Source organism: Rhizobium sp. FKL33, from assembly GCF_005222915.1.
Taxonomy (GTDB): domain Bacteria; phylum Pseudomonadota; class Alphaproteobacteria; order Rhizobiales; family Rhizobiaceae; genus Rhizobium_E.
Window position 1 is genome coordinate 53,882 of the sequence record NZ_STFX01000006.1, and the last position, 26,999, is coordinate 80,880.

Genomic DNA, 26,999 nt, shown 5'->3' on the forward strand with positions numbered 1-26,999 from the left:
ATCTCCAGATTGCGCATAGGGATCACGCCGCGCGCCGGCGGCGCCTCAGTTCTCGACGAAATAGCCGCTGCGCGCCAGCGCCTCCTCCTCGGCGGAAAAATGCGGGTCGGCCAGATCGCCCGCCGGATTGTATCGATAGGTTTCGTGGAGGAAGCGGGATGCCAGGATCGCCTGCTCGGCCAAGGGGATGACAACATCCGCCCGGCTCATGATCCGCTCCAGCGCCTCCGTTGCGGCGTCCGTGAGCGCCATCTGCAACTCGTCGCGCACGACTGCAAGATGCGCCGCCTGTTTTATGACTGCGTACATTCTGCGGATTCGGTCGGCGTCCAGCGTCTTTGAGCCTATGAAGCCGGCCCGCGCCAGTTCCGATTCGAGGCTTGGCCAATAACGGCTGGTGTAATGCGCCTGCTCGTCGCGGGCATACCAGGCCTCGGTCCGTCCGATCGAGGACGACACGGTGTTGTGCAGCTTCCACAGAAACGTCCGCAGGCTACCTGCCTCTGTGATGGTTTGCAGCTTCTCATCGATTGTCACGTCGATATGCGTCGCGTGCTTCTGTGGGCCGAGCAGCAGATATTCGACGGGATAGAGATGAATTTCGCGATTCCTGACCACATAGCGATTGAGGTGGAAACGGCAATAGGGACACGGATAGACCGTGGCGAGAGAGGCGAAGAACGCCTTGAACAGCCCGACCGCCCGTGACTGTTCGGGGTCCGGCAGGTCAGCCGCGATTTCTGCGCTCGTATGCAGGAACCGCCATGTGGCCGGACCGATGAAATAGGGAAAGCTGATCCGCATTTCAGCGGCCGCGATGTCGTCCCGACCAAGATAGATGTCGATGAAGGTCACATATTCCGAGAGATAGCCTGTTTCGCGGCCGAATTCTTCTCGTTCTCGCCGCTTCTGAACGCCGTTCAGATAATGTCTGCTCAGCCGCCAGGCCTGCTTGATCTCCTGCTTCACCGTCCTGGAGCAGTGAGGAAAGCTCTCGAGCACATCGAGAGCGTAAGGCGAAAACTCGCCCCTGTTCTTGCAGGCTTCGTACCAGTCATCCAGGTCGGCTTCCGTTTCCGCCGCCATGGCCGCGAGATCCGCAACTGTTCGCACCGAACAGCAGCGCAGCAATTTCGGCATGAAGTCTTCGTACCAATAGCGCGTCGGCACGATGGCTCCGGCATAATGAGTGTCGGCATCGTCAATGATCACCCGTTGCCAACTATCGATGAAAGTCGGATCGGTCCCCTGCTCGCCATATCGATGGCCGGACAATTCGCGATGATCGTCGATCTGGCGAAGCCGGTTGAGTTCATGAAGCTGCAAGTCTTCAGCCGTCAGCATATCCGTGCGATGTCCCAGCACGGACGCCGCGAGCGCGAGTTCGAGAGCAGCCGCAACGATCTGGCGATGGTGGTCGAGCGTGGACAGTTCCTGATCGGCTCGCGCTTCCGCCAACAGCATGGCCGGGCCGGCCTTGTCCGGGTCCCATGTTTCCATGCGGATGCGCAGGTCGTCGAAACAGCTGTTGATGGATTGCCTGAGGTCTTCGAGCGGCTGCCGGGCCTCCGCCTCGACCACGCCGAGCGCCTCGTAATAATCGATCGCATGATTTGCGAAGGCGACGAAATTGACGATCGTATAAGGGAGATCATAAGCGCGCAGATGCGTCTCCGAATTCGCCGAGTAACTTGCCCGAAAGCATCGATAGGCCGCCCCCTGCATCAGCCGGAAAAAGCCGATCTGCATCTGCAACGGAGAGGTTCCACCCAGTTCCGTCACGACATCGGCGAGTACGGGATCAGCCTTAGGCGAAGGCCTCGCCACCGGAACGCTGACTTCCGCCAAGACGGAATCGGCGACTTCACCCGAAATCCGCGCCGCCGGCGCCGCGCGAAAAGCCTTGGGATGAGCGGAAAAATCATCCGACAGGAATCGCAAGAAAGCCTGTTGCGAAAGGTCATCCGAACCGTCGCCGCTGATTTCGACGACCACCGCCTCCGCTTCCTCCGGGCTCAAGCCGAATATCTCGAGCAATCTGGCAAAGGCCTTGACGCTCACCCTGCCGCCGCCGTCGTGCTCGAGAACCTGATGGGCAAGCTTGATGCGCAAGGCGGCGTCCCCGGCCAGCAGCGCGATGAAGCTGACGAACTGCGCCTCGTCTTCGAACCTCCGCAGAGGATATGTCCGCAGCAGGACATCAACCTCCCGCCGACGCCTTTTCACGCCGACGGCCTGGCAGGCATGCGCGATGCGCCCGGATAGTCCGCCATCCGGATCGACCGCGCGCAAAGACTGAAAGTGGGTCCAGACTTTTTCCAAAGTCTCGATGTCGCTCACATATTGCATGCTCATCGCTTTCCAGTGGCGCGCGGATACAGGTCCGCCGCCATTCATCGAGATCGTCACGTCGCTGGATTGCCGGCTTTCGCAGCCTCGGCGTCTGCGGCGTCGAGCATGGCGACGAAGGCGTCATTGTCCGGCAACTGGATCGGCGGCATGTCTCCGATCCTCTTGATCATGTCGCACATCCGGTCGACATTCCTGCGCTCGACAGGGCCGTGACCGCTGACGATCATGCGCGCGCCCAGGCTCTTGATCCGTTCCGCGCCCTCGGCAAGCGCTTCGGGCTTTACATGTTCAAACCAGATGTGATTGGCGCGGTTCATGAAGAAGAAGCCGTCTTCGTAGTCCGCTTCCTTCATGTCGTCGATGTAGTGCGGAACCTCGCCGGCGGTGACGACGCCGAAGCAATCGGCGCCATAGTAGATTTCGCTTTTCGGATCCCAGATGCCCGTAGTCGCCGAGGAGTCGTAAAGCGGGGGGCGGATGGCCGCGACCGTGCGATCGCCGATATCGAGCGTGCCGCCGTCATTGAGGATATGGATGCGTCTGGGATCGAAGTCGAATTCCTCGTGCAATTTGCCGAGGCCGAGAAAATTCGTGACCAGCTTCGCCTTGGGACAGCGGGCCAGAACCTGCATGATGGAGCCGGAATGATCGCGGTCCTCATGGCTGAGAAACAGCCAGCGGACATCTTCGGGCTCAACGATGTTGAAAACCTCTTCGAGGAAGTAGTCGCGATGGACGATGGCGAGCGTGTCCAGGATCATGGGCTCCTTGCCGAGCAGCACCATGGCGTTGACCGGCAGTCTTCCGACTCCGGGCACGGGAAGATCTTCGGGAATGACAAAGGCTTCATGCGAAATCTTATAGGCGCGGCTCATGGGGTGCTCCTCTCCGCCGTTTTCGACATGCTTGGCTGGATCTCCCGGTCATCCGCCCCGACCCAGTCCCGTCCATGCCGGATAGGATCGGGGCGAATGCCGAAGGGATGAGGCGTCGACCTCAGCGCCGGCTATTCGTAATGGTCCCGCAATTCGTAGCGGGTCATCTTGAAGGTCGGCATGTCGATCATCGCCGTGAAGCTCTTGGTGCCCTCGTTGCCGACGAATTTGTCCATGGAGTTCTGGGCATCCTCGGGACTGGCCCAGTGCAGGACCACGATCCAGTCGCCATCCTTGGATTTGCCGGTGTCGCGGTCGAGAAAGCCGGGCAGCTTTCCAAGAAAGTTGCGCTCCATGGCCATGGTCTCGGTTACGAACGCTTCGTCCGTCACGCCGGGAGCCAGTCGGAACGTCACGATTTCAATAGTCTTCGTCATAGGCTTTCTCCTCTAGGGTTTCTTATTGGAACAGTTGCGAAAGGGCAGGCTCACGCCGGGCTTCGATCGATCAAGAAGTCCCCAGAAAGATTTCGGCGTGCTTGGCTTTGAGATAGGCGAGAGACTCTTCAGCCAGCGCCTCCGGACTGGCCGCATAATCGCGCCAGATGCAGACGAGGCCGGCGAGTTTTTCGTTGCCCGGATTGAAGGATTCCACGCCGATCACGCCGGCATAGCCGATATCCTTCAGGGCCCGGAACGTGTCGTTCCAGGGAACCATGTCCCGGCCCGGAACGCCGCGATGGCTGCCGCAGGCATGGAAATAGGCCAGTTGCGACCCGGTCTTGCGGATCGCGTCGGCCATGTCGTTTTCCTCCCGCAACATATGGAACGTGTCGAGGTGCACCTTGCAATTGTCGAGGCCGACATCGTCGATGAAGCGACAGGCGTCTTCGGCAGTGTTGAGATAGTGGGATTCGAACCTGTTGAGGGTCTCCACCGCAATGATCAATCCGCTTCCGGCGGCATATTCGCCGATCGCCCTATAGGCTTCGACGCCCCAGTTCCATTCGTCCTGACTGCGGCGACGGCCGGAATGATAGCCCCAGGCGCAATAATTCGCGCCGCAATAGATTTCCACCCCGGCTTCGACGCAGAGGTCGACGACGCGTTTCGACAGTTCGACGCCTCTTGCGCGGCAGGCGGCATCGGGGCTGATCGTGTTGGCGTCCAGCGGCAGCGCGAAATTGGCGTTGAGCGCCAGACCAAGCTCCTTCGCCCGCGCCCGGAGTTTGGCGGCGGGGAAGACGGAGGGGTCGACGGGAGTGACCTCGAAAACGTCGAAGCCCATGTCGTGGACCTTGTCGCAGAGGGCGATATCGTCTTCGTTGAAGGTTCCGGTGAAAAGAAGAGAGTTGACGGCGAAACGCATGGGTCAATCCTTCTGATTGGGTTGCAGCAGGACCAGACCGGTTGCGCGGTCCAATCCGCGGCTCATATGCACCGCGCTCTCCTCGATGATCAGCTCCATGGTCGGCCGGACGATCCCCTGGATCAGGTGACCGCCGCGTGTAGTGGCGTCGCGAAGCCCGACCACGCAATGGAGATGAAGATGGGGGCCGTCGTCGTCATCGCCGTCACCGTCGCTATCGGCCCCGCCATCCGGCCCGGCAATGTTGCCGACCAGCGCCAGAACCTCGGCCTGGACATCGATGTCGTTGCGGGTGAACTCCTTGGTGGCCGGGTTGAAATGGCCGAAGGAGCAGGTTTCAAACGCGCCGATGCCGGTGACCGAGGAGCCCTCGAGATCCTGAGCGCTCGCAAAAGCCTTGATCGCCGCGACCGCCTCTTCGCCGGCGTCCAGCACCAGCACGAACTTGCGGAGACCATTCTGATCTTCCAGAAGCTTGTGACGCATGGTCAGATCCCTGCCGTCTTGCGGATGTAGTCGCGCGCCTTGCGGGCATAATCCAGCGGATTGGCCTTGGCGGCGTCCTGCTCGGCTTCGACCATCAGCCAACCGGCGTAATCGGCGTCGGCGAGGACCTTGAAGATCGGGGCAAAATCAATGACGCCGTCGCCGGGCACGGTGAACACGCCCTCGATCACGCTCTCGATGAAGGTCCGGTTGGTTTCGTTGCAGCGGAGCATCACGTCGCGGCGGATATCCTTGAGATGGACATGGCGAATGCGTGACGCATAGGCACGGGCCATGTCGAGCGGATCGTCGCCCGCCCAATAGAGATGGCCGGTGTCGAGCAAGAGATGCACGACGTCCGGGTCCGTCTCGGCCATCAGGCGATCCACCTCGGGACGGAACATCACGCCGGTGCCCATGTGATGATGGTAGCAGAGTTGCATGCCGTTTTCGGCTGCGATCCGGCCCAGAGCGTTGAGCCCTTCGGTCAACGCCTTCCATTGATCGTCATTGAACAGCGGCTTGTTGGCGATCGGCGGCACCGGCTGCTGGTGAACGGCGTGACCGAGTTCGGCCACGACGACGGAGGTCCCGCCCATGCGCTTGATGAAAGCCATGGAGTCATGGAAGCTCTCGAACGTGCGCTCGCGCATGTTCTTGACCGTGAAGTAGGTGCTGGACCATGGCTCGGACACACGCAGTCCGCGTTGGGACAGCTCTCGCATCAGAACATCGGGATCGCGCGGAAACTTGTGGCCGACCGAGCAACCTTCATATCCGGCCAGCGCCATTTCCGAGACGCATTGCCCGAAGGAAATATCGTCCCCGAGCGCCGGGTAATCGTCGTTTGTCCATCCCGTTGGCGTGATGCCGACGAACACTTTGCTGCGATCAAACACGATCATATCTCCTGATTGGGATTGGGGATGCGCGGAGGACGGGCCCACATGGCGTAGCCCTGCGCCTTGACGCCAGCCGGGTTCGTGCCGATGGCCGGCCAGAGAAGACCTTCGGTGTAGGATGCGGCGCAGGGAACGGTGTCGACATCGTCGAGCGCCCCGCCGAAACGATCGTGCCATTCGGGGGGCAAGGCGTGCCAGACCCCGACATACCAGAGCTTGAGCAGGCTCCGCACCGGCGGCCCCAGGCAGGGATCGCTCAGCATCGAGTGGCGGATCGCGCGCTTTCTTTCGCCGGCATCGGCGATCGCGTCGATGCCGGCGAAGGTCTCGAGCAACCTGTCGAACGCATCCGCGCCGATGCGATCGGCGAGATGCCGCGCATAGATCTCAACCAATCCCGTGCCGCGCAGGTGAAAGGCCGAAAAGCCGGTGAGCGCGACGCTGAGGGCGGTGAATGTGTCGAGCTGGACATTGGGCATGTCGAGGTCTCCTCAGGCCAGGTTGATTTCGAACGTGGGGGCGGCGTTCAATCCGGAGCCGTCGCCGAGCGGCTGACGCATCAGCTGGTAGATCAGGTCCTTGAGGCGGAACATGTCGCCCACCGCGTCGACCAGCAGATTGGGTTCGCCGTTGAAGGCGCGGGTGAGAAGCGCGAGATAGGCGGCGTAACCGGCGTTGAACGCTTCGGCCGCCGCCCGGGCTTCGGAGCCTTCGGGATAATCGGCGATCTTGGCGTTGGGCTTGATCGGGTAGACGGCGCTCCAGTCGACCTCCACCGCGCCGCCGGTGGGGTGATCGGGCTGATCGCCTTCCTGGTAGAAGCGACCGAGGACCAGTTGCTGAAACCGGTAGTAATGCGCGATCTCGCCATCTTCGTCGAAGATATGGCCTGTCACGCCCTCCCCTTGCTCGGCAATGAGATCCAAGGCTCTCTTCGCCGACGCCAAGTCCGTGACCGGGATCAGTCCGCCGCCGCCGGAATAGTAATATTCGGGGCCGACCTGCAGCGCCGGGTCGCCGGAAAACAGGGCATCCCCCATCTCCGCATAGAGGTCGTCGAGACCGATTTCGACAGCCTTGTAGAATTCGCCGATCGAGAAGAAATGTTCCTCCTCGCCCGCATCGGTGTGTCCGGCTGCGAGCAGACCGCGCTTGCGTTTGCGAAACCGCTTGTTGCTCTCTTCGGGCCTGAGGCTCGCCGGCCGCTCAATCTTGAGAAAAGTCTCGATCGCCTGCGGCGAAAAGGCTTGCAGGCCGGCGGAAAAGTCCTGCTCTCCATCGGGCAGATAGGCCGGATAATTGGGCGTGAAGCCTGGTGTCGAGAGATCGGGACGTCCGCCCACCGCGTTGAGCAGATTGCAGACGAGCGTCAGATGCAGCATTTCCTCCACCGCCACCGCCCTGATGATGTGATAGCCCTCGCGGTTCGTTCCCGGAACGATGGAATAGAGCGCGGTCAGATAGATCGGGATCGTCGCATGCTCAAGCTGCATCGCGGCGAACAGGTGACGCTTCAACTCGTCGAGATTTTTGATCCGGTACAAGCTCATTTTAGGCTCCTGCAGCTGAAGCGGCGGCGGTCGGGGCGAGACGGGCGGCGATGTCCTGGGCTGTCCTGAGACAGATCGCGGCCAGAGTCAGCGTCGTGTTGGCGGTGCCGATGGTGGGCATCGAGCCCGCGCCCGTGAGGTAGAGATTGGGATGTTCCCAGGACTGCTGGCGGTCATTGATCACGGAATCCTTCGCGGAAGCGCCCATCAGATGCGTGCCGGCCCAGTGATTGCCGCCGCGCACGACATAGCCTTCGCCGTTATGCGTCACCCAGCCGGGAGACATAGGATCATAGTGGGAATGGTCGCGCGCGCCGACGCGCTGATAGAGTTGTCTGGTCAGGCGGCGGGAAAAGGCGACGGTTTCCAAAGTGTATTGCGGCACCTCGAAGGAGATCACCGGACGCAGATTGCCCAGCTGGTCCGTATAGCGCGGATCGACGGTGACGCGGTTTCCGGGATCGGCGGGAATTTCGATCATGCAGTCGATGAGCACCTGGCGGGCGACGGTGTCGATCAGGCCCTGGCGGAGGTCTGCCCCGAACAGATTCTGATTGTCGACCGCGTCGTAAAGGTCGGTATAGGGGCCGCCAGTCGCCCATCCCCAGCCGTCATTGTGGATGGAGAACCGCACCGCCGCCATGTCGCGCCGGTAGTTTCCGGTCCTCAGATCCTCGATGCCGGAGGTGCAGACTGGGCCGCGCATCACGCCGATGGGCTCGGGCATCAGCGCCCAGGTCAGGAGATAGCCGTGATCCATGAGATTGCGGCCCATCATGCCGTTCTGGCCTGGAAGTCCCGAAGCCAGCATGAGCCGCGCATTCTCGACCGCATTGGCGGCGAGCACATAGGTCCGCGCCTTGAACAGGCGCGTTTCGAACCCCGGCAGGTCGGGATCCTGATAGGTCTTCACCTCGATGCCGGAGACCGCGCCGGTCGCGGCGTCCACATGGACCTTGCTGGCTACCGACCAGGCCAGCAGGCTGACATTGCCGGTCGCGATCGCCTGCATCAGCGTTCGGCGAGCGTCATATTTGGCCTGCACCGGACAGATCGGCACGCAATTGGTGTTGCCCTGGCAACGTCCGCCCATTTCCGCCTGATCGACGCTGACGGCGCCGGTCGGCTCAAATCCTGCGCCGCCGGCATAGGCCTTGTTCGGAATCCCGTTTCTGGCCTGGGGCGTGGTCCTGACCTTGAGATTGAAGGTCTGGTCGGCGACCTCGACCGTCATGCCGTCGATGTCGCGCGCCAGCACCTGATCCAGATAGCTGGCGGGCATCTTGTGCATCGGCAGAACATAGTCGCCGCCCCCGAAGGTCAGACCGCCATAGAGTTGATCCTCGACATCGCCGGACACCCCGAGTTCGGCCTCGGCCTGACGGTAATAGGGTTCGAGATCGTCATAGCTGATCGGCCAGTCGCGTCCGCGCCCGAACAGGCTATGCATGCGGAAATCGTCGGGCAGCATCCGCAAGGCCTTGCCTTCCCAGTGCCGCGTGGTGCCTCCGAGAACGCGGGTATAGGTGCTGTCGATCTCGAACGGGCCCTTCTGAACCAGATAGCCGCGATCGTTGATCTCACCGTCCCGCAGCCGCACGGTTTCATAGTCGCGGGGCATGGGCGCGTTTTTCGGGTTGTAATAGGCGGAGTTGTTGTCCTTGCCGACGGCGCCATAGAAGCGAAAGACGTTTTCCTCGTAATCGGCGACGGTAATGTCGTCGCCCGAGCCCGCTTCGATCACCAGGACCTTCAGCCCCTTGGACCCCAAACTTTTGGCGATCAGCGCTCCACTTACCCCGGAGCCGACGATCACGGCGTCAAACGCCGTCGAAGCCGCTTCGTCAGCGTCGATGCTGAAGCGATCTCTTGCCTTTCGTGTCATCCGTTCTCTCCTGACGATCAGATTGCCTGAGATGATGGTTTGGACGAGGCGGCGCCCGAGCGCGGGCGCTTGCCCTTCAGCGCCGCCGGCGTCTCGCGGGCGCTTTCGCCGGCGCCGCTGCCGCCGATCGCCAATTCCTCGATGAGGACGCCGACCAGGCCCGTCCAGCCGGTCTGATGCGAGGCGCCGATGCCCGCGCCGACATCGCCGTGGAAATATTCGTAAAAGAGAACATTCTCCTTCCACGCCGGATCGGACTGCATAGTCTCGTTCGCGCCGAAGACCGGGCGGCGTCCCTGCTCGTCGCGTTCGAAGATCGACACGAGCCGCCGGGACAATTCATCGGCCACTGCGCTGAGCGTCAGATATTGACCGGACCCGGTCGGGCATTCGACCGTGAACGTGTCGCCGTAATGGGCGTGATAGCCGCGCAGCGCGTCGATCAGGAGATAATTGATCGGCATCCAGATCGGCCCGCGCCAGTTGGAATTGCCGCCGAACATGCCGGAATGGGATTCCGCCGGCTGATAGCCGGCCTCGAACAGGTGACCGCCGACCACGACGCGGAAAGGCTGGTCGAGATGCCGCCGCGACATGGAGCGAATGCCGTAATCCGACAACATTTCCTCGGGGTCCAGGAGCGGCTTGAGGATCTTGACCAGTTCGTCGGGGGAAAGGAACGACAGAAGCAGGTTCGCCTCTTCGGCGCCGTCTCGCTCGGTGATGCGGTGGAAGAGTTCGGTCTGCTTGCCCCTGAACCAGGCGATCCGGCGAGCGAAACTCGCATTGTCCTCCGCCTCCAGCTCCGCGAGGTTTAGGCTGGACACGGCGATCATCGGGATGAAGCTGACGAGCGATCGCGCCTTGAGAGGAATGAAGGTGTCGCCGATACGAAGCACGTCGTAATAGAGGCCATCCTCTTCATCCCAGAGATCGGCGCTGTTGGCGGAGGCGACATCGATATGATCGAGCGCGTCCGCGATCAGCGCGAAATGCTGGAAGAACTTTGCCGCCATCTCATGGTTGAGCGGTTCCTTCTCGCCGAGAATCTTGGCGGCCTGCATCATCTGCAGCGCGAAAAACGCGACCCATGCCGTGCCGTCGGACTGATAGAGACGGCCGCCGCCCGGCAGATAGCCGGAGGAGCGATCGAAGACGCTGATATTGTCGAGGCCGAGGAAGCCGCCCTGATAGAGATTGTTGCCTTCGGCGTCCTTCCGGTTCACCCACCAGGTGAAATAGAGAAGGCCGTGATCCAGCAGACGACGCAGGAAGGCGCGGTCGATATTGCCCGTCATCCGCCGCTCATATTCGACGATCTTGAGGCCGGCCCAGACCTGAACCGGCGGATTGACGTCGTCGAAAGCCCATTCATAGGCGGGAACCTGCCCATTCGGATGCATGAACCATTCGCGCGACAGGAGCAGCACCTGCTCCTTGGCGAAAGTCAGGTCGGTGCGGGCCAGCACGACGGTGTGGAACCCGAGATCCCAGCTCGCAAACCAGGGATATTCCCATTTGTCCGGCATCGAGATGATGTCGGCGGCGTAGAAATGGCGCCATTCCTTGTTGCGCCCCTGCTTGCGGCCGGCGGGCGGCGGAACCTGATCGCCATCGAGCCAATCCGACACGACATAATGGAAGAACTGCTTGGACCAAAGCATGCCGGCATGCGCCTGTCGGGCGATGGCGCGTCGGTCTCCCGTGACTTTGGCGGGGATGCGCCGGGCGTAGAACTCGTCCGCCTCGGCGATGCGATCGGCAAACAGCTTGTCGGGCGCTTCCCCCAGCCCCTCGCCATAGGCCGACTGCGCCAGGCGCAGCGTGATGGTGATCGACTGTCCAGCGGACACGGTGCGTTGATGCATCGCGCTCGCCTTGGTGCCGGTCATCGCAGGGTTCACGCTCGCCGCGCCATGGATCAGGTGATCGTTGATTCCGTCCTTGGGGAAAGGCGCGCCTGTCTGGCCGAAAAGCCTGCCGGTATTGGTTTCGTTCTCGCAGAACAGCAGCCGATCCGCATTAGGACAGAAGAGGCGCATCTCCGGCGTCTTCGGATGCCGGAGAGAGATCGCCTGAGCGCCGTGCGCTTCGAGTTGCGGGCGTTCGGCCCCCGAACTCCAGCTCCAGGTGTTTCGACACCAGACGGTGGGCAACAGCCAGATAGGAGCGTCTTCCGGCCCATGATTGTGAACCGTAATGCGGATCAGAATATCGTCGATCCACCGCTTGGCGTATTCGACGGTGACATCGAAATAGCGATTGCCCTCGAAGACGCCGGTGTCCATCAGCTCATATTCGAAACTGGCAGGATCACTAGCCTTGCGGCGGGCGTTCTCTTCCACCAACCGGCCGTAGGGAAAGGCCGCCTGAGGATATTTGTACAGCATTTTCATATAGCTGTGGGTCGGGGTGGAATCCTGGTAGAAATAGTATTCCTTCACGTCCTCGCCGTGATTGCCCTGATCGTTGGTGAGGCCGAACATCCGCTCCTTCAGGATGGGATCCTGCCCATTCCACAGAGCGAGCGAGAAGCAGATATATTGCTCGCTGTCGGAAATGCCGGCGATGCCGTCTTCGCCCCAGCGATAGGCGCGCGACCGCGCATGATCATGCGGCAGATAATCCCAGGCCGTGCCGCCTTCGCTATAGTCTTCGCGAACCGTGCCCCACTGGCGCTCGCTGAGATACGGCCCGAACAGCCGCCAGTCCTCGGCGCCGGCGTCCGCCTTTTGAAGTCTCAAATCCTCTGCCGTCAGTGTCATGGTGCATCCTGCGATTGGAGACGTTTGAAGGGGTTCGATCAGTCTGGAGCCGCGGCAACCTTATGGTTGGCGATCAGCGCCCAGGCGCGCAGCGTCTCCGCCACGCTCCAGGCCTGCGCGATGCAGCCGCGCGGCGCGTATGGGGCCCTGGCCTCGAAAATCTCGCCGATGCTGCCCAGCCCCTCGATGCGGAGCTGATCGCCAAGTGGCGTCAGGATTTCTAGGGCGCGGCTTCGATCGCCGAAATGATCGAGATGAGCCTCGACGAAAGCGCCGATCAGCCAGGCCCAGACCGTGCCCTGGTGATAGGCCCCATCACGGGCCTGCTGGTCGCCACCATAGCGGGGAATGTAGTCGGGATCGGCCGGAGACAGGGAGCGCAGACCGCAGGGGGTCAGGAGCTCGCGCTCACAGGCCGCGATCACGCGACGACACTGTTCCCCGGTAAGCGCCCCTGTCGCCGCCCTGGCGGCGAAGATCTGATTGGGGCGCAATTTTCCTTCATGCCCGGCGGGCCCATCCAGCACGTCGTAACAAAAGCCCGTCTGTTCGTTCCAGAAGCGGGCAAAACCCGTCAGGGCCTTGGCGAGATGATCGCGAAAGGCGGCGACGTCCCGCCCGAGGCTCTCGCCGGCGGCAATGATGAAGCGGAGATTGCTGATCCAGAGCGCATTGACCTCAATCGGCTTGCCGATCCTCGGCGTGACGACCCGATCGCCGACGCGGGCGTCCATCCATGTGAGCTGCACACCCTCTTCGCCGGCATGAATCAGTCCGTCGGTCGGATCGATCCGGATGCCGTAACGGGTTCCCTGCGCCAGATGATCGACGATCGAACAGACAACCGGGTAGATTTGCGTCAGGAAAGCGGCGTCCGGCGCTGTGCGATGGACCGCCGCGATGGCCTCGACGAACCAGAAGGTCGCGTCAACGGTGTTGAATTCGGGCTCGGTTCCGGCGTCTGGAAAACGGTTCGGGATCATGCCGCCGTCGATCACATCGGCGAAGGCCGACAAGATCGATCGCGCGATCTCCGGCCGGCCCGTGACCAGGGTCAGCCCAGGCAGGCTGATCATGGTGTCGCGTCCCCAGTCCGCGAACCAGTGATAACCCGCGATCACGGTATGGGCGGGAGCGCCGTCATGCAGATAGCGCCGCACGACGAATTGATCGGCGGCGAGCGCCAGATGCCGGACCCAATCGGGCGCGTCGTCCATGTCGGCCAGTTTCAGCAAGTCCGTCTGACGCTGCCGCTCTTCGGCCAGCGCATCGGCCGAGATCGCCGCATCCTGCCCCACCGAAAGCGTCAGTTGCACGGGCTCTCCGACCGCCAGATCGCGCGTCAGGACAGCCGCATGGATATGGTCCTCACGGTCTGTCAGCCCCCTCTCCCGCTCCTTGGCGAGATCGAAACCCCGCCACCACGAGCCATCGACCGCGACATGAGCGCCGGGCATGCGCGCAAACAGGTCGACGTCGCCGGTGCGCACCTGAAGGAAGCCATCGCCTGTCGAGATGTCCGGCCGCCAGTCGGACGAAAAGCTGCGCCCATGGTAATCGCGGGCGTCTGAAAGAACGCCAACGCTGAGGGTCGCCGGACCGGATGCGGAGAGGAGATGATACTGGACGCGCGTCACATTCGCGCCATGGTCCATCCAGAGGCATTTTTCGAAAACGACGCCGGCGCAATCGTAGCGCCAGATCGGCAGCAACCCCTCGAGACGAAACGTGAGCAGCGACGGGCTGGGGTCCGGTGCGATCGAGCCGTCGCTCCAGCGCAGACCGGAAAGAGCGATCTCGCGTCCCTCGACATGCAGGACTTCGACCAGGGCCGGAACGCAGACCCTGCGATCGACGGGAGGCTTCAGGGCGGCGACGAGAATACCGTGATAGCCGCGGGTCGGAATGCCGGAAATCGTGCCGGAGGCATAGCCCCCAATGCCGTTGGTAACGAGCCATTCCGACTCGCGGGCGCGGAGGTCTGCAATGATATCACGACCAAAACGCAAAGAAACCACTGCGCCCCCCAAGCAAGTAGCGGCATCTATTCTAAAATTTTGTCATGGAACTCCACTTACAGACGCGACACAGAACCAAATCAAAAACTGATTTTCATCTTCTAACATGAGTTTCCAACACATTTAATACAACGTGACAAGCTTGGCTTCGCGAACTCGTCGGACATTTCAGCTCCATTCATCTATTTATTCGAATATAATTCATCAATAGCGCAATCAATTCACGTGGTTATTACGTTCGGTCAAAGAAGCGCTGAAGCGCGATATTTTCACCGGGAAGACTGTTTCAAAACAGCGCGAAGCAATTTTCGCGGCGCTCAACCGCCGTTACGTCTGTTGCGGCGCGGCATGGCAGCGCGAATCAGACGCACTGCACCGATTTTCTCCGAGGCGACGTCCGAACCCGGCGTGAACGCCGTCGATCCGTCCGCTGTCAGCCAGAGAAGTTGGAAATGATGTCGGCGGTGTATTCGATTGCGTAACTCGAAACGCCCATCGCCCCCAGGAAGGGCCGGTCCATCTCGATGATCATGAAGATGACCAGGGCCGTCGACACCGACAGGAAACTACAGAGAATCTGGTGGCGACGCTTTTCCAATCCGAACATGAGGCAGACACCGATCAGCGTGAAGCTGCCGACAATCACCACCGTCCAGACGATGCCGTTGATGCCGTAGTCCGCCATCGCCATCCGTTCGCGCCGAACATCGAAAAGATCTGTCAGGGATGTCAGTAAATGCTCCTGGAGAACCACGTCCCTGGGCGATTTTGGATCGAGGCCGAGAACGAACGTCTGGATATTGCGGACGTCGGGCCAGGCTTCACTCGGCCTCTCGCCGTTCAGCATCGTCGGCCATTCCTTTTTTACGACCGTATCCGCATAGGCCAGCACCAGTCGCCGCGCCTCCGCAGCGTTCGGAGGCGGAAGTCCTTGTGCGAGCCGGGCAATGTCGCCCAGCGTGCCCGCCTCCCGCTCCACGATTGCAACCGATTTATCGTAACTTTCCCAGGCGGAGATCGCCACGGACGCCAGAAGCACGGCATAGACGACGCCAACTACGGCAATGACGAAACCGACAATGTCGTTGTAGGTATGCCGCAAGTCGAGCGGCTCGATCCTGCCGACGATCTCCACGCCGATCACCGAGATTGCGGCGCTGATCAGAACGAAGGCGATGCCGAGGATGGCGGGCGGCGTATTGTAAATCAGTGTGATCATGATGCGTCGTAGTCCCGGCTAATGGAGGAACGAGGCTTTGGAATAAAGTCTGCTTTCGCAGCTCAACCGCCATACGCGTCTCGCCGAGCAGCGTCCGCCCAGACAGTTGGCCCGAAAATAGAGGGAGCATGCATGCAATCGCGGTTTGGCAATCGTGATCTCGTATTGAAATCGCATATTTTGCGCCCCAATGAGCATATGTCCCTTCTTCACCTCATTAGACAACACTAATTCCGAAAATAATCCTTAAGAGACTTCACAACACTGTCACGATAGCGGCGCCGCTTTGCGTTGCCCCCATGTCTATGGGCGAAGCGGACAGGCATCGGGCTTGTTTTGTCCGAGCGACTACCCGCAGAGCCTTCTCTGGACGATGTTCCAGGTAAACTCATCATCCTCTGTAACGGTGACAGATATACCAAGGATCCTTGCTACTGGTTTCAGCCATGGATGGGCGCCCGTGTTGAGTTGAAGCTAGCGCCGGACCGATAGAGGCCGTGGTGCCGGCAATCAGAGAATCTGCACCGGCTTTGTCCACTGAATAAGAACCACGCAGCCCTCCTGCGAGGCGACTGAGTGAACAGTGCCCTCGGCATTGGCGACCAGCGATCCCGGGCCGTAATGGCCATGTTCATCGGTTTGCGAGCCTTCGAGCACCAGTATCGTTTCAAGGCCGGCATGCAGATGCTTCGGCACGCTCGCGCCGGGAGCGTAGCGCAGCAGCGCCAGTTCCGGCTCGCCGCGCACCAGACGGCAAATTTCCACCCCCTCGCGAAAATATTCAAAAGCGCAATGACGCCAGTCGCCCGACAGGAAGTTCGCGATATGCAGCGGTTCAGTCATCAAGGGCCTCGACAATCTCATCGACAGTGGCCGCCCATCCGACGATCGCGCCTTGCGCGGTGATCATGTCGATGGCGGCTATCTTGAATTCGGGGAAATAGCTTTCGGTGGCGTCGGTGGCGAGAATGCACTCATAGCCACGGTCATTGGCCTCGCGCATGGTGGTTTGCACACAGACTTCGGTGGTCACGCCGGCGAACACCAGTTGGGAGACGCCCTTCGCCGCCAGGATGTCGCCGAGCGGCGTCGCATAGAAAGCCCCCTTGCCCGGCTTGTCGATGACCGTTTCACCCTCGACCGGATAGAGCTCGTCCACGATATCGGCGCCCGCTTCGCCCGCGATCAAAATGCGGCCCATGGGACCGGGATCACCGATGCGCAGGGACGGTTTGCCCCGCGTCCGTTTCGCCGGAGGGCAGTCGGAGAGGTCTGCCGCATGGCACTCCCGGGTGTGGATGACCGGCAGTCCCGCCTTGCGAAAGCCGGCAATCAGCCTGGCGGTGGCGGGAATGATGGCCTGAAGCAGGGAGACGTCGTTGCCGAGCGTTGCGCCGAAACCGCCCGGCTCGATGAAATCGCGCTGCATGTCGATGACGATGAGCGCCGTTTTCGCCGGAACCAGGGTGAAATCGAAGGGTCGCGCCTTGATCGTCGCCATCAGTGATGTCCCGCCATGTGTTTCCCGATCTCGCCGATATCAGCGCCCGCCGCCTGGGTTTCAAAGACGACGGATCCTTCCGACATAACCAGAATGCGATCAGAAAGCTCAAGGATCTCGTCGAGATCCTCGCTGATCAGCAGCACCGCCGCGCCTGCGTTGCGGGCGGCCATGATGCGGGCGCGGATATCGGCGACCGCCGAGAAATCCAGCCCGAAACAGGGGTTGGCGATGAGAAGGAGATCGACCTCTCCGTTGAGTTCGCGCGCGAGCACGGCGCGCTGCACATTGCCGCCCGACAAGGAGGATATCGGCGTATCGAGCGAGGCTGTCTTCACCTTGTATTCGCCGACCAGCCGGGCGGCCAGCGCCGCCATGCGGCGGCTTTCAAGCCAGAACTTCGATGCGCCGGCGGCAAAGTCGAAATCACGGAAGAAGATGTTTTCGGCGACGCTCATCTTGGGCGCGCAGGCGTTGCGCAGCGGCTCTTCCGGCAGAAAGCGCACATTCAGCGCTCTCACCTCGCCGCGGGTGGCGCGAAATGACGCCTCTCCGACCCGGATCTGGCCCGCGGACAGCGGACGCTGGCCTGAAAGCATTTCCATCAGCTCCATCTGGCCATTGCCGGAAATGCCGGCGATGCCGACGATCTCGCCGGATTTGACCTGGAGATCGGCGATGTCGATCGTCTTCAGGCCCGAGCGATCTGACGCCTTCGCGCCTGATATCTTAAGAACGGGTTTGCCGTCGATCGCCACACGGGCGGCTGGCCGCACGAGCTCCTTTTCACCGATCATCATCGCGGCCATGTCCGCGGTTGAGAGATCGGAAACCTTGCCGCCGCCGACATGCTCGCCCCGCCTGAGAACGGAGACTTCGTCGGCGAAAGCCGTCACCTCGCGGAATTTGTGGGAAATCATCAGGCAGGTGAGGTCTCCGGCTGTGGTCAAACCGCGGACCATGCCCAGCAATTCATCCGCCTCGGCCGGTGTCAGCACAGACGTCGGCTCGTCGAGAATGAGAAACCGGCGGCCGAGATAGAGCTGCTTGAGCAATTCCAGCTTCTGTTTTTCCCCGGCCGCCAGTCTGCCGACTGGTACGTCCAGGGGAACGGCAAACGGCATGGTGGACATGAAGGCCGAAAGCGCCGCGCGCTCCCTCTGCCAATCGATGCGGGAGGGGGCGTCGTTACGGCTGATCACCAGGTTTTCCGCCGCCGTCAGCGACGGCGCCAGCGTGAAGTGCTGATAGACCATGCCCAGGCCGAGATCATGCGCCGCGCGCGGATCCGGCACCTCCACTTCACGCCCCTCGACCGCCATTTGCCCCGACGTCGGGTGATAAAAGCCCATCATGCATTTGACGAGGGTGGATTTACCGGCGCCGTTTTCGCCGAGAAGAACGTGAAAAGACCCGGCCGCGACCCGGATCGACACATCCTTTAAGGCCGTGAAAGATCCGAAGCGCATGGTCATGCCGATCGTCTCGACGCCGATGGCGCGCGACGGCGTATCCTGCTGAAGCGGCGGAACTCTCATGGCAGCGCCTCGACGAATTTAGCGCTGTCCGAGACCGAGCCGAACACGCCGCCCTGCATCTTCACCATCTTGATGGCGGCGGCGTGGTTGCCGGGGTCGGTGGCGGCGCAGCAATCCTCCAGCAGCAGGCATTCGAAGCCGCGGTCATTGGCTTCGCGCATCGTGGTGTGCACGCAGACATCGGTGGTGATGCCCGAGAGTACGATATTCTCGATGCCGCGCGTGCGCAGGAGCAATTCGAGATCGGTGGCGCAGAAGGAGCCTTTGCCGGGCTTGTCGATGATCGGCTCGCCGTCCAGCGGCTTGAGTTCATCGATGATCTCCCAGCCGGGCTCTCCGCGCACCAGGATGCGGCCGCAAGGCCCGGCGTCGCCGATGCCGGCCCCGATCTGACGCGACCGCCAGCGCTTGTTCGGCGGCAGATCGGAAAGGTCTGGCCGATGGCCTTCGCGGGTATGGATGATGTGATAGCCCTTGGCGCGCATGGCGGTGAGCACCGTCTTGATCGGCTCGATCGGCGCCCGGGTGAGCGAGATGTCGTAACCCATCTTGTCGACATAACCGCCCGGACCGCAGAAATCCGTCTGCATGTCGATGATGATCAAAGCGGTGTTTTCCGGCCTGAGATCGCCGTTATAGGGCCAGAGATAGGGATCGGCCTGAATGGTGGTCATCAAGGTCTCCATGCGCTTGCCGCCGGTTGCGGCGCGTGTCTATTTGGTGATGCTGAGTTCGCCCGGAGCCGACGGCATCGCCTGGGTCGGCGAGCTGGTGGCGACGAGCAGCCCAAGGGTGAGCACGTAAGGCGCGGCGTAAAACAGATAGTAGCCGCTGGTGACGCCGACCGATTGCAGCGCCGGACCGAGCGCTCCCGCCCCTCCGAACAGCAAGGAGGCGTAGAGGCAATTGACCGGGTTCCAGCGGGCGAAAATGACGAGCGCCACCGCCATCAAACCCTGGCCGGAGGAAATGCCTTCGTTCCAGCTGCCGGGATAGTAGAGCGAGAGATAGGCTCCGCCGACGCCTGCGAGCGCGCCTCCGGCCGCCGTGGACCAGAGCCGTACGCGGTTCACATCGATGCCGATGGCGCGGGCGGCGTCAGCGCTGTCGCCGGTGACGCGGATGGTCAGGCCGATGCGGGTGTTCTTCAGCATCCAGGCCGCGGCGAATGCCAGGACGACGCCAACAAGGAACAGTACATTGACGTTGAGCGCCGCCTCGACCTGTGGAATGCCCGACCAGAAACCGAGCGGAATGGCCGGAAGATCCGGCGCGACGGGCTGCACATAGGGCTTTCCGAAGAAGAAGGCGAGCCCGGTTCCGAAGATCATGAGAGCGATGCCGATGGCGATGTCGTTGACGCGCGGCAGCTTGCAGATCCAACCATGCAAGAGGCCAAACAGCAGGCCGGCAAAGGCTGCCGCGAGCGTTCCCAGCCAGGGAGAGCCCGTGTGATAGGCCACCGCATAACCGCTCATGGCGCCGAAGACCAGCGTGCCCTCGAGACCGAGATTGATGCGTCCCGAACGTTCCGTCAGGCACTCCCCGATCGAGACGAAGATGAAGGGGGTGGAGACGCGGATCGCGCCGCCGAGAATGGCGAGGGGCACGCCCCAGAGGCCGATATCATCCGTCATGCCTGCCTCCGTTCGAAAGCCGCCAGAAAGCGCAACCGGCCCTGAAACGAGTCCGACAGGAGGATGGCGATAAAGACCATGCCCTCCAGCACCAGAACCGTCGCATCGGGCAGATCCATTCGCCGCTGCACGAGCCCGCTCGACGCCTCGAAACCGGCAAGAAGAATTGCGGCGGGAATGATGGCCAGGCCATTGTGTCGAGCGAGAAAGGCGATGAGGATGCCCGTGTAACCATAGCCTGCGGCCAGCGAGGCGTTGGCCGAACCATGAACGGCCGCGACTTCGAACATGCCCGCCAGGCCCGCGAAAGCGCCGCCGAGAGCCGTGAAGCCGATGGCCAACACCGCCGTCGGCAGGCCCTGGATCTGGGCGGCGCGGGCGTTGCCGCCGACGATGCGGGCCGCAAAGCCGAGGGTCGTCCGCTCGATCAGCACCCAGCTGACAAGGCAGGCGAGAATGCCGACCGCGAGGCCCCAATGCACGCCCATTCCCGGAATTTCGCCGATCCGCCACGCCTCAGGCAGTGGCGCTGTCGAGGGCTTGTTCAAGCTGGCGGGATCGCGGAAAGGACCTTCGATCAGGTGGTTCATCAGCGCGATGGCGATATAGGCCATCAACAGGCTTGAGATGGTCTCGTTGACGCCGCGCAACTGGCGAAGCGCGCCGACCCCGCCGATCCACAGACCGCCGACGGCCATGGCGGCTATCGCCATAAAGCCAATGCCGAGGGGCGCCGGCAAACCCGGCGCAAGCATGGCGACAACGCCCGCCGCGACGCCGCCCAGCACGATGGCCCCCTCCCCGCCGATGATCACGAGACCGAGCCGCGCCGGCAGCGCGACGCAGAGGGCGGCGAGCAGAAGCGGCGCCGCCCGCGCCAAAGTGTTGGTCCACGAAAAGGCGGTGCCGAAGCCGGCTTTGTAGACCAGAAGATAGAATTCGACGGGCGATTTGCCGAGCGCGGCCAGAAAGATGGCGAACGCCGCCAATCCAGCCAGCAAGGCCCCGAGCGGCAGAAGCGCCGCCTCAATGCGTCGCGCCGCGGCTTCGCTGAGGAAGCCCGTCCGTCCGGCGAACGCAGCCGCCTGTTCGACCTGCATGCTCATGGTCTGCCCTCCGGTCTTCAACCGCTGTTTCAGGAGGTGGAGCCGACGACGCCTTCCACGAGGTAGTCCATGCTTTCGAGCGCGACATCCGTCTCGACGAAGGCCTGCCCCGCAGTCGCCACGACCTTGCCCTTGTTGTCCTTGAGCGGGCCCTTGATGGCGGCGAAACCACCCTTGAGGATCTCGGCTTTGACCGCTTCGAACTGAGTGCGGGCCGCTTCGGAGACGGCCGGGCCGAGCGGGCTCATCTTGATGAATCCGTCGGCGAGGCCGCCGCGCACGAAATTGTCGATCGTTCCGCCCGACAGCGTCGTCTTGACCATGTCGGTGTACACCTTGGCCCAGTTCCATTCGGCGCCGGTAAGATACTTTTCCGGCGCAAGCGCGCTCTGGTTGGCATGGTAACCGCAGAGATACATTCCGCGGCCCGCGCCGGTTTCCATCACCACCTTGGGACCGTCCACATGGCAGGTGACGACATCGACGCCCTGATCGGCGAGCGCATTGACGGCCTCGGCTTCCTTCACCGCCAGCGACCATTCGCCGGTGAAGATGACCTGGCAGGTGATGGTGGGATCGACAGCGCGCGCGCCGAGCAGGAAGGAATTGATGTTGAGCAGCACCTGGGGAATGGGCTTGGCGGCCACGAAACCAATCTTCTTGGACTTGGTCGCATGGCCGGCGGCGATGCCGTTGAGATACTGACCCATGCCGATATGGCCGAAATAGGACCCGACATTCTTGGGCTTGTCGGGGGTCCACAGGCCGCCGCAATGCTCGAAACGAACGGCCGGGTTTTTCGGCGCCAAAGCCAGGATATGCGGATCGAAATAGCCGAAGGATGTCGGGAAGAGCAGCGTCGCGCCGTCGAAGCCGATCATGCTTTCCATGGTCTTCTGAACGTCGACGGTTTCGGGAACCTGTTCCTCTTCGACCACGGTGACGCCTTCGATCGCCTTGACCGCGGCGGCGCCTTCGGCATGCGACTGGTTATAACCGAAATCGTCCTTGGGGCCCACATAGATGAAGCCGACCGTCAGCCCGGCGGCGCGCGCCGGGGCTGCGGGCAAAAGTCCGGAAAGGGCGGCTGCGCCGGCGAGACCGGCAGTGGTGTGAAGAAACTGGCGGCGATTGGGCATCAGGATCTTGGACATGCGAAAGTTCCCCGTTTTTGTTAGACCCACGGCGCGCCTCTGGTTCCGGACGCGTCTTGAATTTCCCGGCCAGTAATCCAGATGGACGCGCTTCTGTCTTGTGCTATGTTTTGGCTAGGCTGCTGCAAATAGTGCAGCAGGCGGGAAAGGCTGATCGTGCGTTATCTCTCGTCCATCCGCTATATCGACGCCGTGGTGAAGGCGGGCTCGATCAGAGCCGCCGCCGATACGCTCGCCATCACGTCGACAGCCCTCAATCGCCGAATTCTGGCGATGGAGGAGGAGCTCGGCGTGCCGATTTTCGAACGCCTGCCGCATGGGGTGCGTCTGTCAGCCGCCGGTGAGATCTACATCCATCATATCCGCAATCAGTTGTCCGACATGGAGCGGGTGCGATCACAGATCGCCGACCTCTCGGGCGTCAGACGCGGACACGTCTCGATCGCCTGCAGCCAGGCGCTTCTGCCCTATTTCCTGCCGAGCCAGATCGCGCTCTATCGGAAGGAACATCCGAATGTGACCTTCGGCGTCCACCTGCGCGACCGCGAAGCCGCCGAGCAGGCGCTCGTCGATCACAGCGCCGATCTCGCCGTGGTGTTCGAGCCCGTTCGCCTCACGGATTTCATGACGCTGATCAGGGTGCGCCAACCGGTGCATGTCGTGATGTCGCCGGATCACCCGCTGGCGTCGAAAACGACGTTGCGCCTCTCTGAATGCGTAGACCATCCGGTCTCACTGCCAACCACCGCCTACGGCGTCCGGCATCTCCTGGACATTGCAATGCGCATCACCGGAGTCCGTATCGATCCGGTCATCCAGTCCGACAATTTCGAATTCCTCCGCAACCACGCGGTGGCGGAGAACATCATCACCTTCCAGATTCCGATCGGCCTCTCCGATGAGACCTCGACGGGTCGGCTGATTTCCCGCCCCTTGGACAGTCGCGACGTGCCGGCCGGCATTCTCTATCTCGGCCAGTTGAAGGGCCGCACCCTCCCCGTCGCCGCCGCCCGCTTCGCCTCGCAACTTACGAGCGCGCTTGCAAGCCAGTTCGAAGTGTCGTGACGGGGCGAAAACACAGTCTATCCCGCCCTCGACGACGCCGGCTGACCATTCGCTTTCAGCAAGGCCATCAGCGCAGGTCCCAGCGAGAATTCGCCTTGCCGGGTCTTGGCGGTCAGACTGCGCAGATAGCCTCCGGCAGAGTTGATATGGCCAGACCGCTCCAGAATACAGGCTATGGCCGTGGCGGCATTTTCGGATCCCATGACCTCACAAGCCTCCTGATAGGCCGAGGGGCTGACGCCCAGCATCGATCGAACCACGACGGCTGCCGCCATCAGGTCGCGCCAGTTCGCAATCACGCCTCCCGGCCCATAATCGCCGATTTGCGGGCAAGCTCGCAGCACCAATCCGAGCGGAAAGGCTTTCAAGCCGGGGTGCAGAGTTTTCAGTTCTGGTGCAGCCCTTGCGCCCTGCTTTTTTTCTGGAGCGGGTTCAAGTTCATTGGTGGATTCGGTATTTGAATTCTGTATGTGACGCTCATTTTGATTGTCATTGCTGATCATATTTTCAGATTTAAGCTGACTTTTCAGCGTCTTGGACACATCGTCCATTAAATGGCGCAGATGCCGCTCTAGATGTTCGACGGCTTCGGTGTCGGAATTGCGCGGGATACGCGCGACAATGGCGACATAGCGCTCTTCGAATTCCAGCCAATTGCCGTTCGCCTCCTCCTCGATCCCTGCTGAGATCAGCTTGCGCAGATCGCGACGCAATAGCGTCAGCCTTTCACGCGCTTTTCGGAGCTGTGCGGCTTCGACGGCGACCTTTTGGGCGAAGAGCGCCAGTTCATCGGCTCTGGCTAGCAAGGGTTCAAGGCTGAAACCGAAGGCCGTTTCAATGTCGCCGTCCTGTCCGCGTCGGGCATAGCGCTTGCCATTCGGGCTGTCGCGACGAATGATCAATCCAGCCTCCACAAGCGCCGCCAGGGCGCGTCGAAGCGTCGCGCCGGAAATGCCGTTGGCGCGCAACGACAGCTGGGCATTTGACGGAAACACGACAAGCCCCTGCCCGTCCGCCAGTTCCGGCTCGGGATAGAAGCTCAGCAATGCACTCAGTACGGCCAAAGGCCGGTCGTTGAGGGCTAACAGCGACTTGGCTTCGCAGACGTCGCGAAACACCTTCCACTTGTCGACCGCCCTGTCCCTGGGCGCTTCGCTCACATCGATCTGACGTTTGATCAGCGCAAGCTTCGCCGGCCGCCGCCCGAAGGGCGTCGTTATCTGTCCGATCCGCATTCTCTTTCACCTTTCTAAAGGCAAAAGAAATCTATCCGCCAAACTGGCGCCGAATACGCTTGACTAATTTTCGTGGGAATGCGATTCTCCAAGGGCTCAATCAAAGAGAGGCTTCCACGGCGGCGACGTTTTGGGGGCCTTTTTTCTTTTGCGTCAGTCTCCTCTGGTCTTCTTGTAGTCTTCGAAGAGTGCGTCCAGCCTCTTCGACAGAAAATCTCCGAAGGCAGCGGCCTCCGCCGATTTCAGGGAGAGAACGAATGTTTTCCTCCCAGCCTTCATGCTCGCGGCCATGTCGCCGCCCGATTTCGGCGCCCATTGCACGGCTGTCGCTTCCGGTTCTTCTCGCGCAGTCACCGTAGCCAGGGTCAGTTCGAAACGCTCATCCGACGCCAGCGCCCGCGCATCCGCTTTTCCAAGTCGGGTGATCGCAGCGGCCAGCGTCTTCGGCGTCAGCGCTTCCGACAATGCCAGCCATTTCCGCCTGCCGATGCTGGGGGCCGATCCCACCAGCTTTATCAGCTCAGCAGGAACATTGGCGGCGACCGAGAGCATTTTGGACAGCTCGGTCTTGTCGGTCGACAGAGCCCTCATGATGATGTGTCGGGGGAAACCCTTTTGCTCCAGTGCAAGCGCAAAAGCGACGCGCTCGATATAGGACAGGTTCTTTCGTTCACCGTTTTCGATGCCCTGCGCAATCACCAACGACTGGTCGTCGAATTCTCGGATGACAGCCTTGACCTTGATGCCCAGCACCATGGCGGCCTTGAGCCGTCGATGCCCATAAGCGACCTGATAGCGCCCCTCCTCCGTGGGATGCGGACGCACGAGAATCGGCACTTCCTGTCCATTTTCCGCGATCGAGCGGACAAACGGATCGTCTTCACTGAACTCGATCTCTTCCAGACGGTCGCGCACGAAGGATGGATCGATCGAAGCGGGATCGAGATCCTGCACATGATGACCGGATTTCAGCGCCTCCTGCAGCGCCTTCGCCTCATCCTCCATCCGGCCCAAGGTCAGGGCCATGGACTTAACCGGACCTGCGGGGCCGCGCGGCTCTTCCCGATCATCGAAGTTGGCCGCGGCCAACCCCTCTACCGACTGCTGGAAGATTCCGCTGAGCGTCGTTCTCCTACTCATTTGCGCCCCCAGACCTTGAGGATATTGGCAAGCACTTCGGAATTGGCGGCGTTGACCGATTCCAGCGCGCGGTCATAGGTGGACTTCCGCACTTGGCCGCGCTCGATTTCGTAAAGCGTTTGCTTGGAAAGGCCAGCATCGGAAATCGCCGTCGACTTGAGGATCGTGGCCGTGAGCACATCGTCGGAGAACAGGCTGCGCAACAGCGCCACGATTTGCGACTGCGGGCCATCGAACGGCTCGTGGCGCGTCACGACATATTTGATAAAGTCGTGCGAAAGATCGCCGCCCGCCTTGCGGACCACCGCAAGCAGATCCGATGTCATCAGCAGAAACTGCGACATCGAGGCGACGTCGACCATCTGCGGATGAATGGTGATCAGCATGGCGGTCGAGGCGCACACAGCGCCCAGCGTTAGATAGCCGAGCTGCGGCGGGCAATCGATGACGACGATGTCGTAATCGGCCTCCACCTCGGCGATCGCCGCGCCGACGCGGCGGAAAAAAGGTTCGCTCTGCGTGTTCCGCCGATCGGCGAGCGCGCGCGGCGTCTCATGCTCGAACTCCATCAGTTCGAGATTGCCCGGCACCAAGTGGAGACCATCGAAATAGGTCTTGCGGATGATGTCTTTAAGGCTGCGCCGTTCATTGTCGTAGCGGATCGCGCCATAAAGGGTGTCGCCGTCGCGCAGATCGAACTCAGGCTGTACGCCGAGCATAGAAGACAGCGACGCCTGCGGGTCGAGGTCAACCGCCAGCACACGATAGCCGCTCAGCGCCAGAAACTCCGCGAGATAAAGCGTCGTCGTGGTCTTTGCGGAGCCGCCCTTGAAATTGGTGACCGCAATCGTTTGCAGCTTCTCGCCCGGACGACGATGCGGCAGGAATGTCAGGGCATCCTTCGGCTTGACGGCAGCGAGATGCCGCCTCAGCTCGTTGATCTGCGCCAGCGTGTAGGAGCGTCGACCGCTGCTGGTGACATCCGGCGCCGGTCCTTTTCCGTCCAGCGACAGCTGGCGCAGATACCCATCGGAGACGCCGATCAGCTGCGCGGCTTCGCCGGAAGAGAATGTGCGGAGGTTTTTCTGCGACTGCGGCGGAAACAGATGTTCCGACAGGAGTTTCAATTGGCGCGAAAGCTGTTTAGCCTGGCGCTCGATACGAACATCGGTCGTCGCAACGGTGTTTGCGGTCAAGTCGAAT

23 protein-coding genes are annotated in these 26,999 nt (G+C 61.6%); 1 reads left to right on the plus strand and 22 read right to left on the minus strand.

Going from position 1 to position 26,999, the window contains the following annotated elements; translation table 11 throughout:
* Positions 1–45 precede the first annotated feature (45 nt).
* The 19 genes from E8Q41_RS03920 to E8Q41_RS04010 all read right to left on the minus strand — a co-directional run bounded on the left by E8Q41_RS03920 (position 46) and on the right by E8Q41_RS04010 (position 22,356).
* The gene (locus E8Q41_RS03920) at positions 46–2,355 is read right to left on the minus strand and encodes an ERV1/ALR-related protein (protein WP_205910359.1); all 2,310 of its coding nucleotides are present in this window, start codon (positions 2,353–2,355) and stop codon (positions 46–48) included.
* 50 nt (positions 2,356–2,405) lie between these two features.
* A complete protein-coding gene (locus tag E8Q41_RS03925; RefSeq protein ID WP_137154209.1) occupies positions 2,406–3,227 on the minus strand; it encodes an MBL fold metallo-hydrolase in 822 nt (273 codons plus the stop codon).
* Positions 3,228–3,358: 131 nt separating this feature from the next.
* Complete coding sequence (locus E8Q41_RS03930) at positions 3,359–3,664, minus strand: hypothetical protein (RefSeq protein WP_137154210.1); 306 nt, start codon at positions 3,662–3,664, stop codon at positions 3,359–3,361.
* Between the two features lie 70 nt (positions 3,665–3,734).
* Positions 3,735–4,595: a sugar phosphate isomerase/epimerase family protein gene (locus E8Q41_RS03935; protein ID WP_137154211.1), complete on the minus strand. Its 861-nt coding sequence runs from the start codon at positions 4,593–4,595 to the stop codon at positions 3,735–3,737.
* 3 nt (positions 4,596–4,598) lie between these two features.
* Positions 4,599–5,081 (minus strand): DUF296 domain-containing protein, encoded by a 483-nt coding sequence (locus E8Q41_RS03940; protein ID WP_137154212.1) that lies wholly within the window; start codon positions 5,079–5,081, stop codon positions 4,599–4,601.
* 2 nt (positions 5,082–5,083) lie between these two features.
* Positions 5,084–5,980 carry a myo-inosose-2 dehydratase gene (gene iolE, locus E8Q41_RS03945; RefSeq protein ID WP_170976352.1) on the minus strand — a complete coding sequence of 299 codons (897 nt, stop codon included), beginning with the start codon at positions 5,978–5,980 and terminating at the stop codon, positions 5,084–5,086.
* A 2-nt stretch (positions 5,981–5,982) separates the two neighbouring features.
* Positions 5,983–6,462 carry a hypothetical protein gene (locus tag E8Q41_RS03950; RefSeq protein ID WP_137154214.1) on the minus strand — a complete coding sequence of 160 codons (480 nt, stop codon included), beginning with the start codon at positions 6,460–6,462 and terminating at the stop codon, positions 5,983–5,985.
* Positions 6,463–6,474: 12 nt separating this feature from the next.
* Entirely contained in the window at positions 6,475–7,533 is a 1,059-nt protein-coding gene (locus E8Q41_RS03955) for a ferritin-like protein (protein WP_137154215.1), read from the minus strand.
* A gap of 1 nt (position 7,534) precedes the next feature.
* On the minus strand, positions 7,535–9,418 hold the full coding sequence (locus E8Q41_RS03960) for a GMC family oxidoreductase (RefSeq protein WP_137154216.1): 1,884 nt from the start codon (positions 9,416–9,418) through the stop codon (positions 7,535–7,537).
* A 17-nt stretch (positions 9,419–9,435) separates the two neighbouring features.
* Positions 9,436–12,183 (minus strand): glucosidase, encoded by a 2,748-nt coding sequence (locus E8Q41_RS03965; protein ID WP_137154217.1) that lies wholly within the window; start codon positions 12,181–12,183, stop codon positions 9,436–9,438.
* Between the two features lie 38 nt (positions 12,184–12,221).
* Entirely contained in the window at positions 12,222–14,201 is a 1,980-nt protein-coding gene (locus E8Q41_RS03970; RefSeq protein ID WP_205910360.1) for an amylo-alpha-1,6-glucosidase, read from the minus strand.
* A gap of 433 nt (positions 14,202–14,634) precedes the next feature.
* Complete coding sequence (locus tag E8Q41_RS03975) at positions 14,635–15,420, minus strand: DUF4239 domain-containing protein (protein WP_137154218.1); 786 nt, start codon at positions 15,418–15,420, stop codon at positions 14,635–14,637.
* Positions 15,421–15,930: 510 nt separating this feature from the next.
* Positions 15,931–16,263: a cupin domain-containing protein gene (locus tag E8Q41_RS03980; RefSeq protein WP_137154219.1), complete on the minus strand. Its 333-nt coding sequence runs from the start codon at positions 16,261–16,263 to the stop codon at positions 15,931–15,933.
* Positions 16,256–16,921: an isochorismatase family cysteine hydrolase gene (locus E8Q41_RS03985; RefSeq protein WP_137154220.1), complete on the minus strand. Its 666-nt coding sequence runs from the start codon at positions 16,919–16,921 to the stop codon at positions 16,256–16,258. The genes E8Q41_RS03980 and E8Q41_RS03985 overlap by 8 nt, the downstream gene beginning before the upstream one ends.
* Positions 16,921–18,459: an ABC transporter ATP-binding protein gene (locus E8Q41_RS03990; RefSeq protein WP_137154221.1), complete on the minus strand. Its 1,539-nt coding sequence runs from the start codon at positions 18,457–18,459 to the stop codon at positions 16,921–16,923. Before E8Q41_RS03990 ends, E8Q41_RS03985 begins: the two co-directional genes overlap by 1 nt.
* A complete protein-coding gene (locus tag E8Q41_RS03995) occupies positions 18,456–19,133 on the minus strand; it encodes an isochorismatase family cysteine hydrolase (RefSeq protein WP_246660069.1) in 678 nt (225 codons plus the stop codon). Before E8Q41_RS03995 ends, E8Q41_RS03990 begins: the two co-directional genes overlap by 4 nt.
* A 39-nt stretch (positions 19,134–19,172) precedes the next feature.
* Complete coding sequence (locus E8Q41_RS04000) at positions 19,173–20,096, minus strand: ABC transporter permease (RefSeq protein WP_137154223.1); 924 nt, start codon at positions 20,094–20,096, stop codon at positions 19,173–19,175.
* A complete protein-coding gene (locus tag E8Q41_RS04005; RefSeq protein ID WP_246660076.1) occupies positions 20,093–21,196 on the minus strand; it encodes an ABC transporter permease in 1,104 nt (367 codons plus the stop codon). The genes E8Q41_RS04000 and E8Q41_RS04005 overlap by 4 nt, the downstream gene beginning before the upstream one ends.
* A 35-nt stretch (positions 21,197–21,231) precedes the next feature.
* Positions 21,232–22,356 carry a BMP family ABC transporter substrate-binding protein gene (locus tag E8Q41_RS04010; protein WP_137154225.1) on the minus strand — a complete coding sequence of 375 codons (1,125 nt, stop codon included), beginning with the start codon at positions 22,354–22,356 and terminating at the stop codon, positions 21,232–21,234.
* 156 nt (positions 22,357–22,512) lie between these two features.
* Between E8Q41_RS04010 and E8Q41_RS04015 the strand changes: the two genes are divergently transcribed.
* Positions 22,513–23,421 (plus strand): LysR family transcriptional regulator, encoded by a 909-nt coding sequence (locus E8Q41_RS04015; protein ID WP_137154226.1) that lies wholly within the window; start codon positions 22,513–22,515, stop codon positions 23,419–23,421.
* A 17-nt stretch (positions 23,422–23,438) separates the two neighbouring features.
* On the opposite strand, the gene repC is transcribed toward E8Q41_RS04015, so the two are convergent.
* The 3 genes from repC to repA all read right to left on the minus strand — a co-directional run bounded on the left by repC (position 23,439) and on the right by repA (position 26,992).
* The gene (gene repC, locus E8Q41_RS04020) at positions 23,439–24,656 is read right to left on the minus strand and encodes a plasmid replication protein RepC (protein ID WP_137154227.1); all 1,218 of its coding nucleotides are present in this window, start codon (positions 24,654–24,656) and stop codon (positions 23,439–23,441) included.
* 153 nt (positions 24,657–24,809) lie between these two features.
* The gene (repB, locus tag E8Q41_RS04025; RefSeq protein ID WP_137154228.1) at positions 24,810–25,796 is read right to left on the minus strand and encodes a plasmid partitioning protein RepB; all 987 of its coding nucleotides are present in this window, start codon (positions 25,794–25,796) and stop codon (positions 24,810–24,812) included.
* On the minus strand, positions 25,793–26,992 hold the full coding sequence (gene repA, locus E8Q41_RS04030; protein ID WP_137154229.1) for a plasmid partitioning protein RepA: 1,200 nt from the start codon (positions 26,990–26,992) through the stop codon (positions 25,793–25,795). The genes repB and repA overlap by 4 nt, the downstream gene beginning before the upstream one ends.
* Between the last annotated feature and the right edge of the window lie 7 nt (positions 26,993–26,999).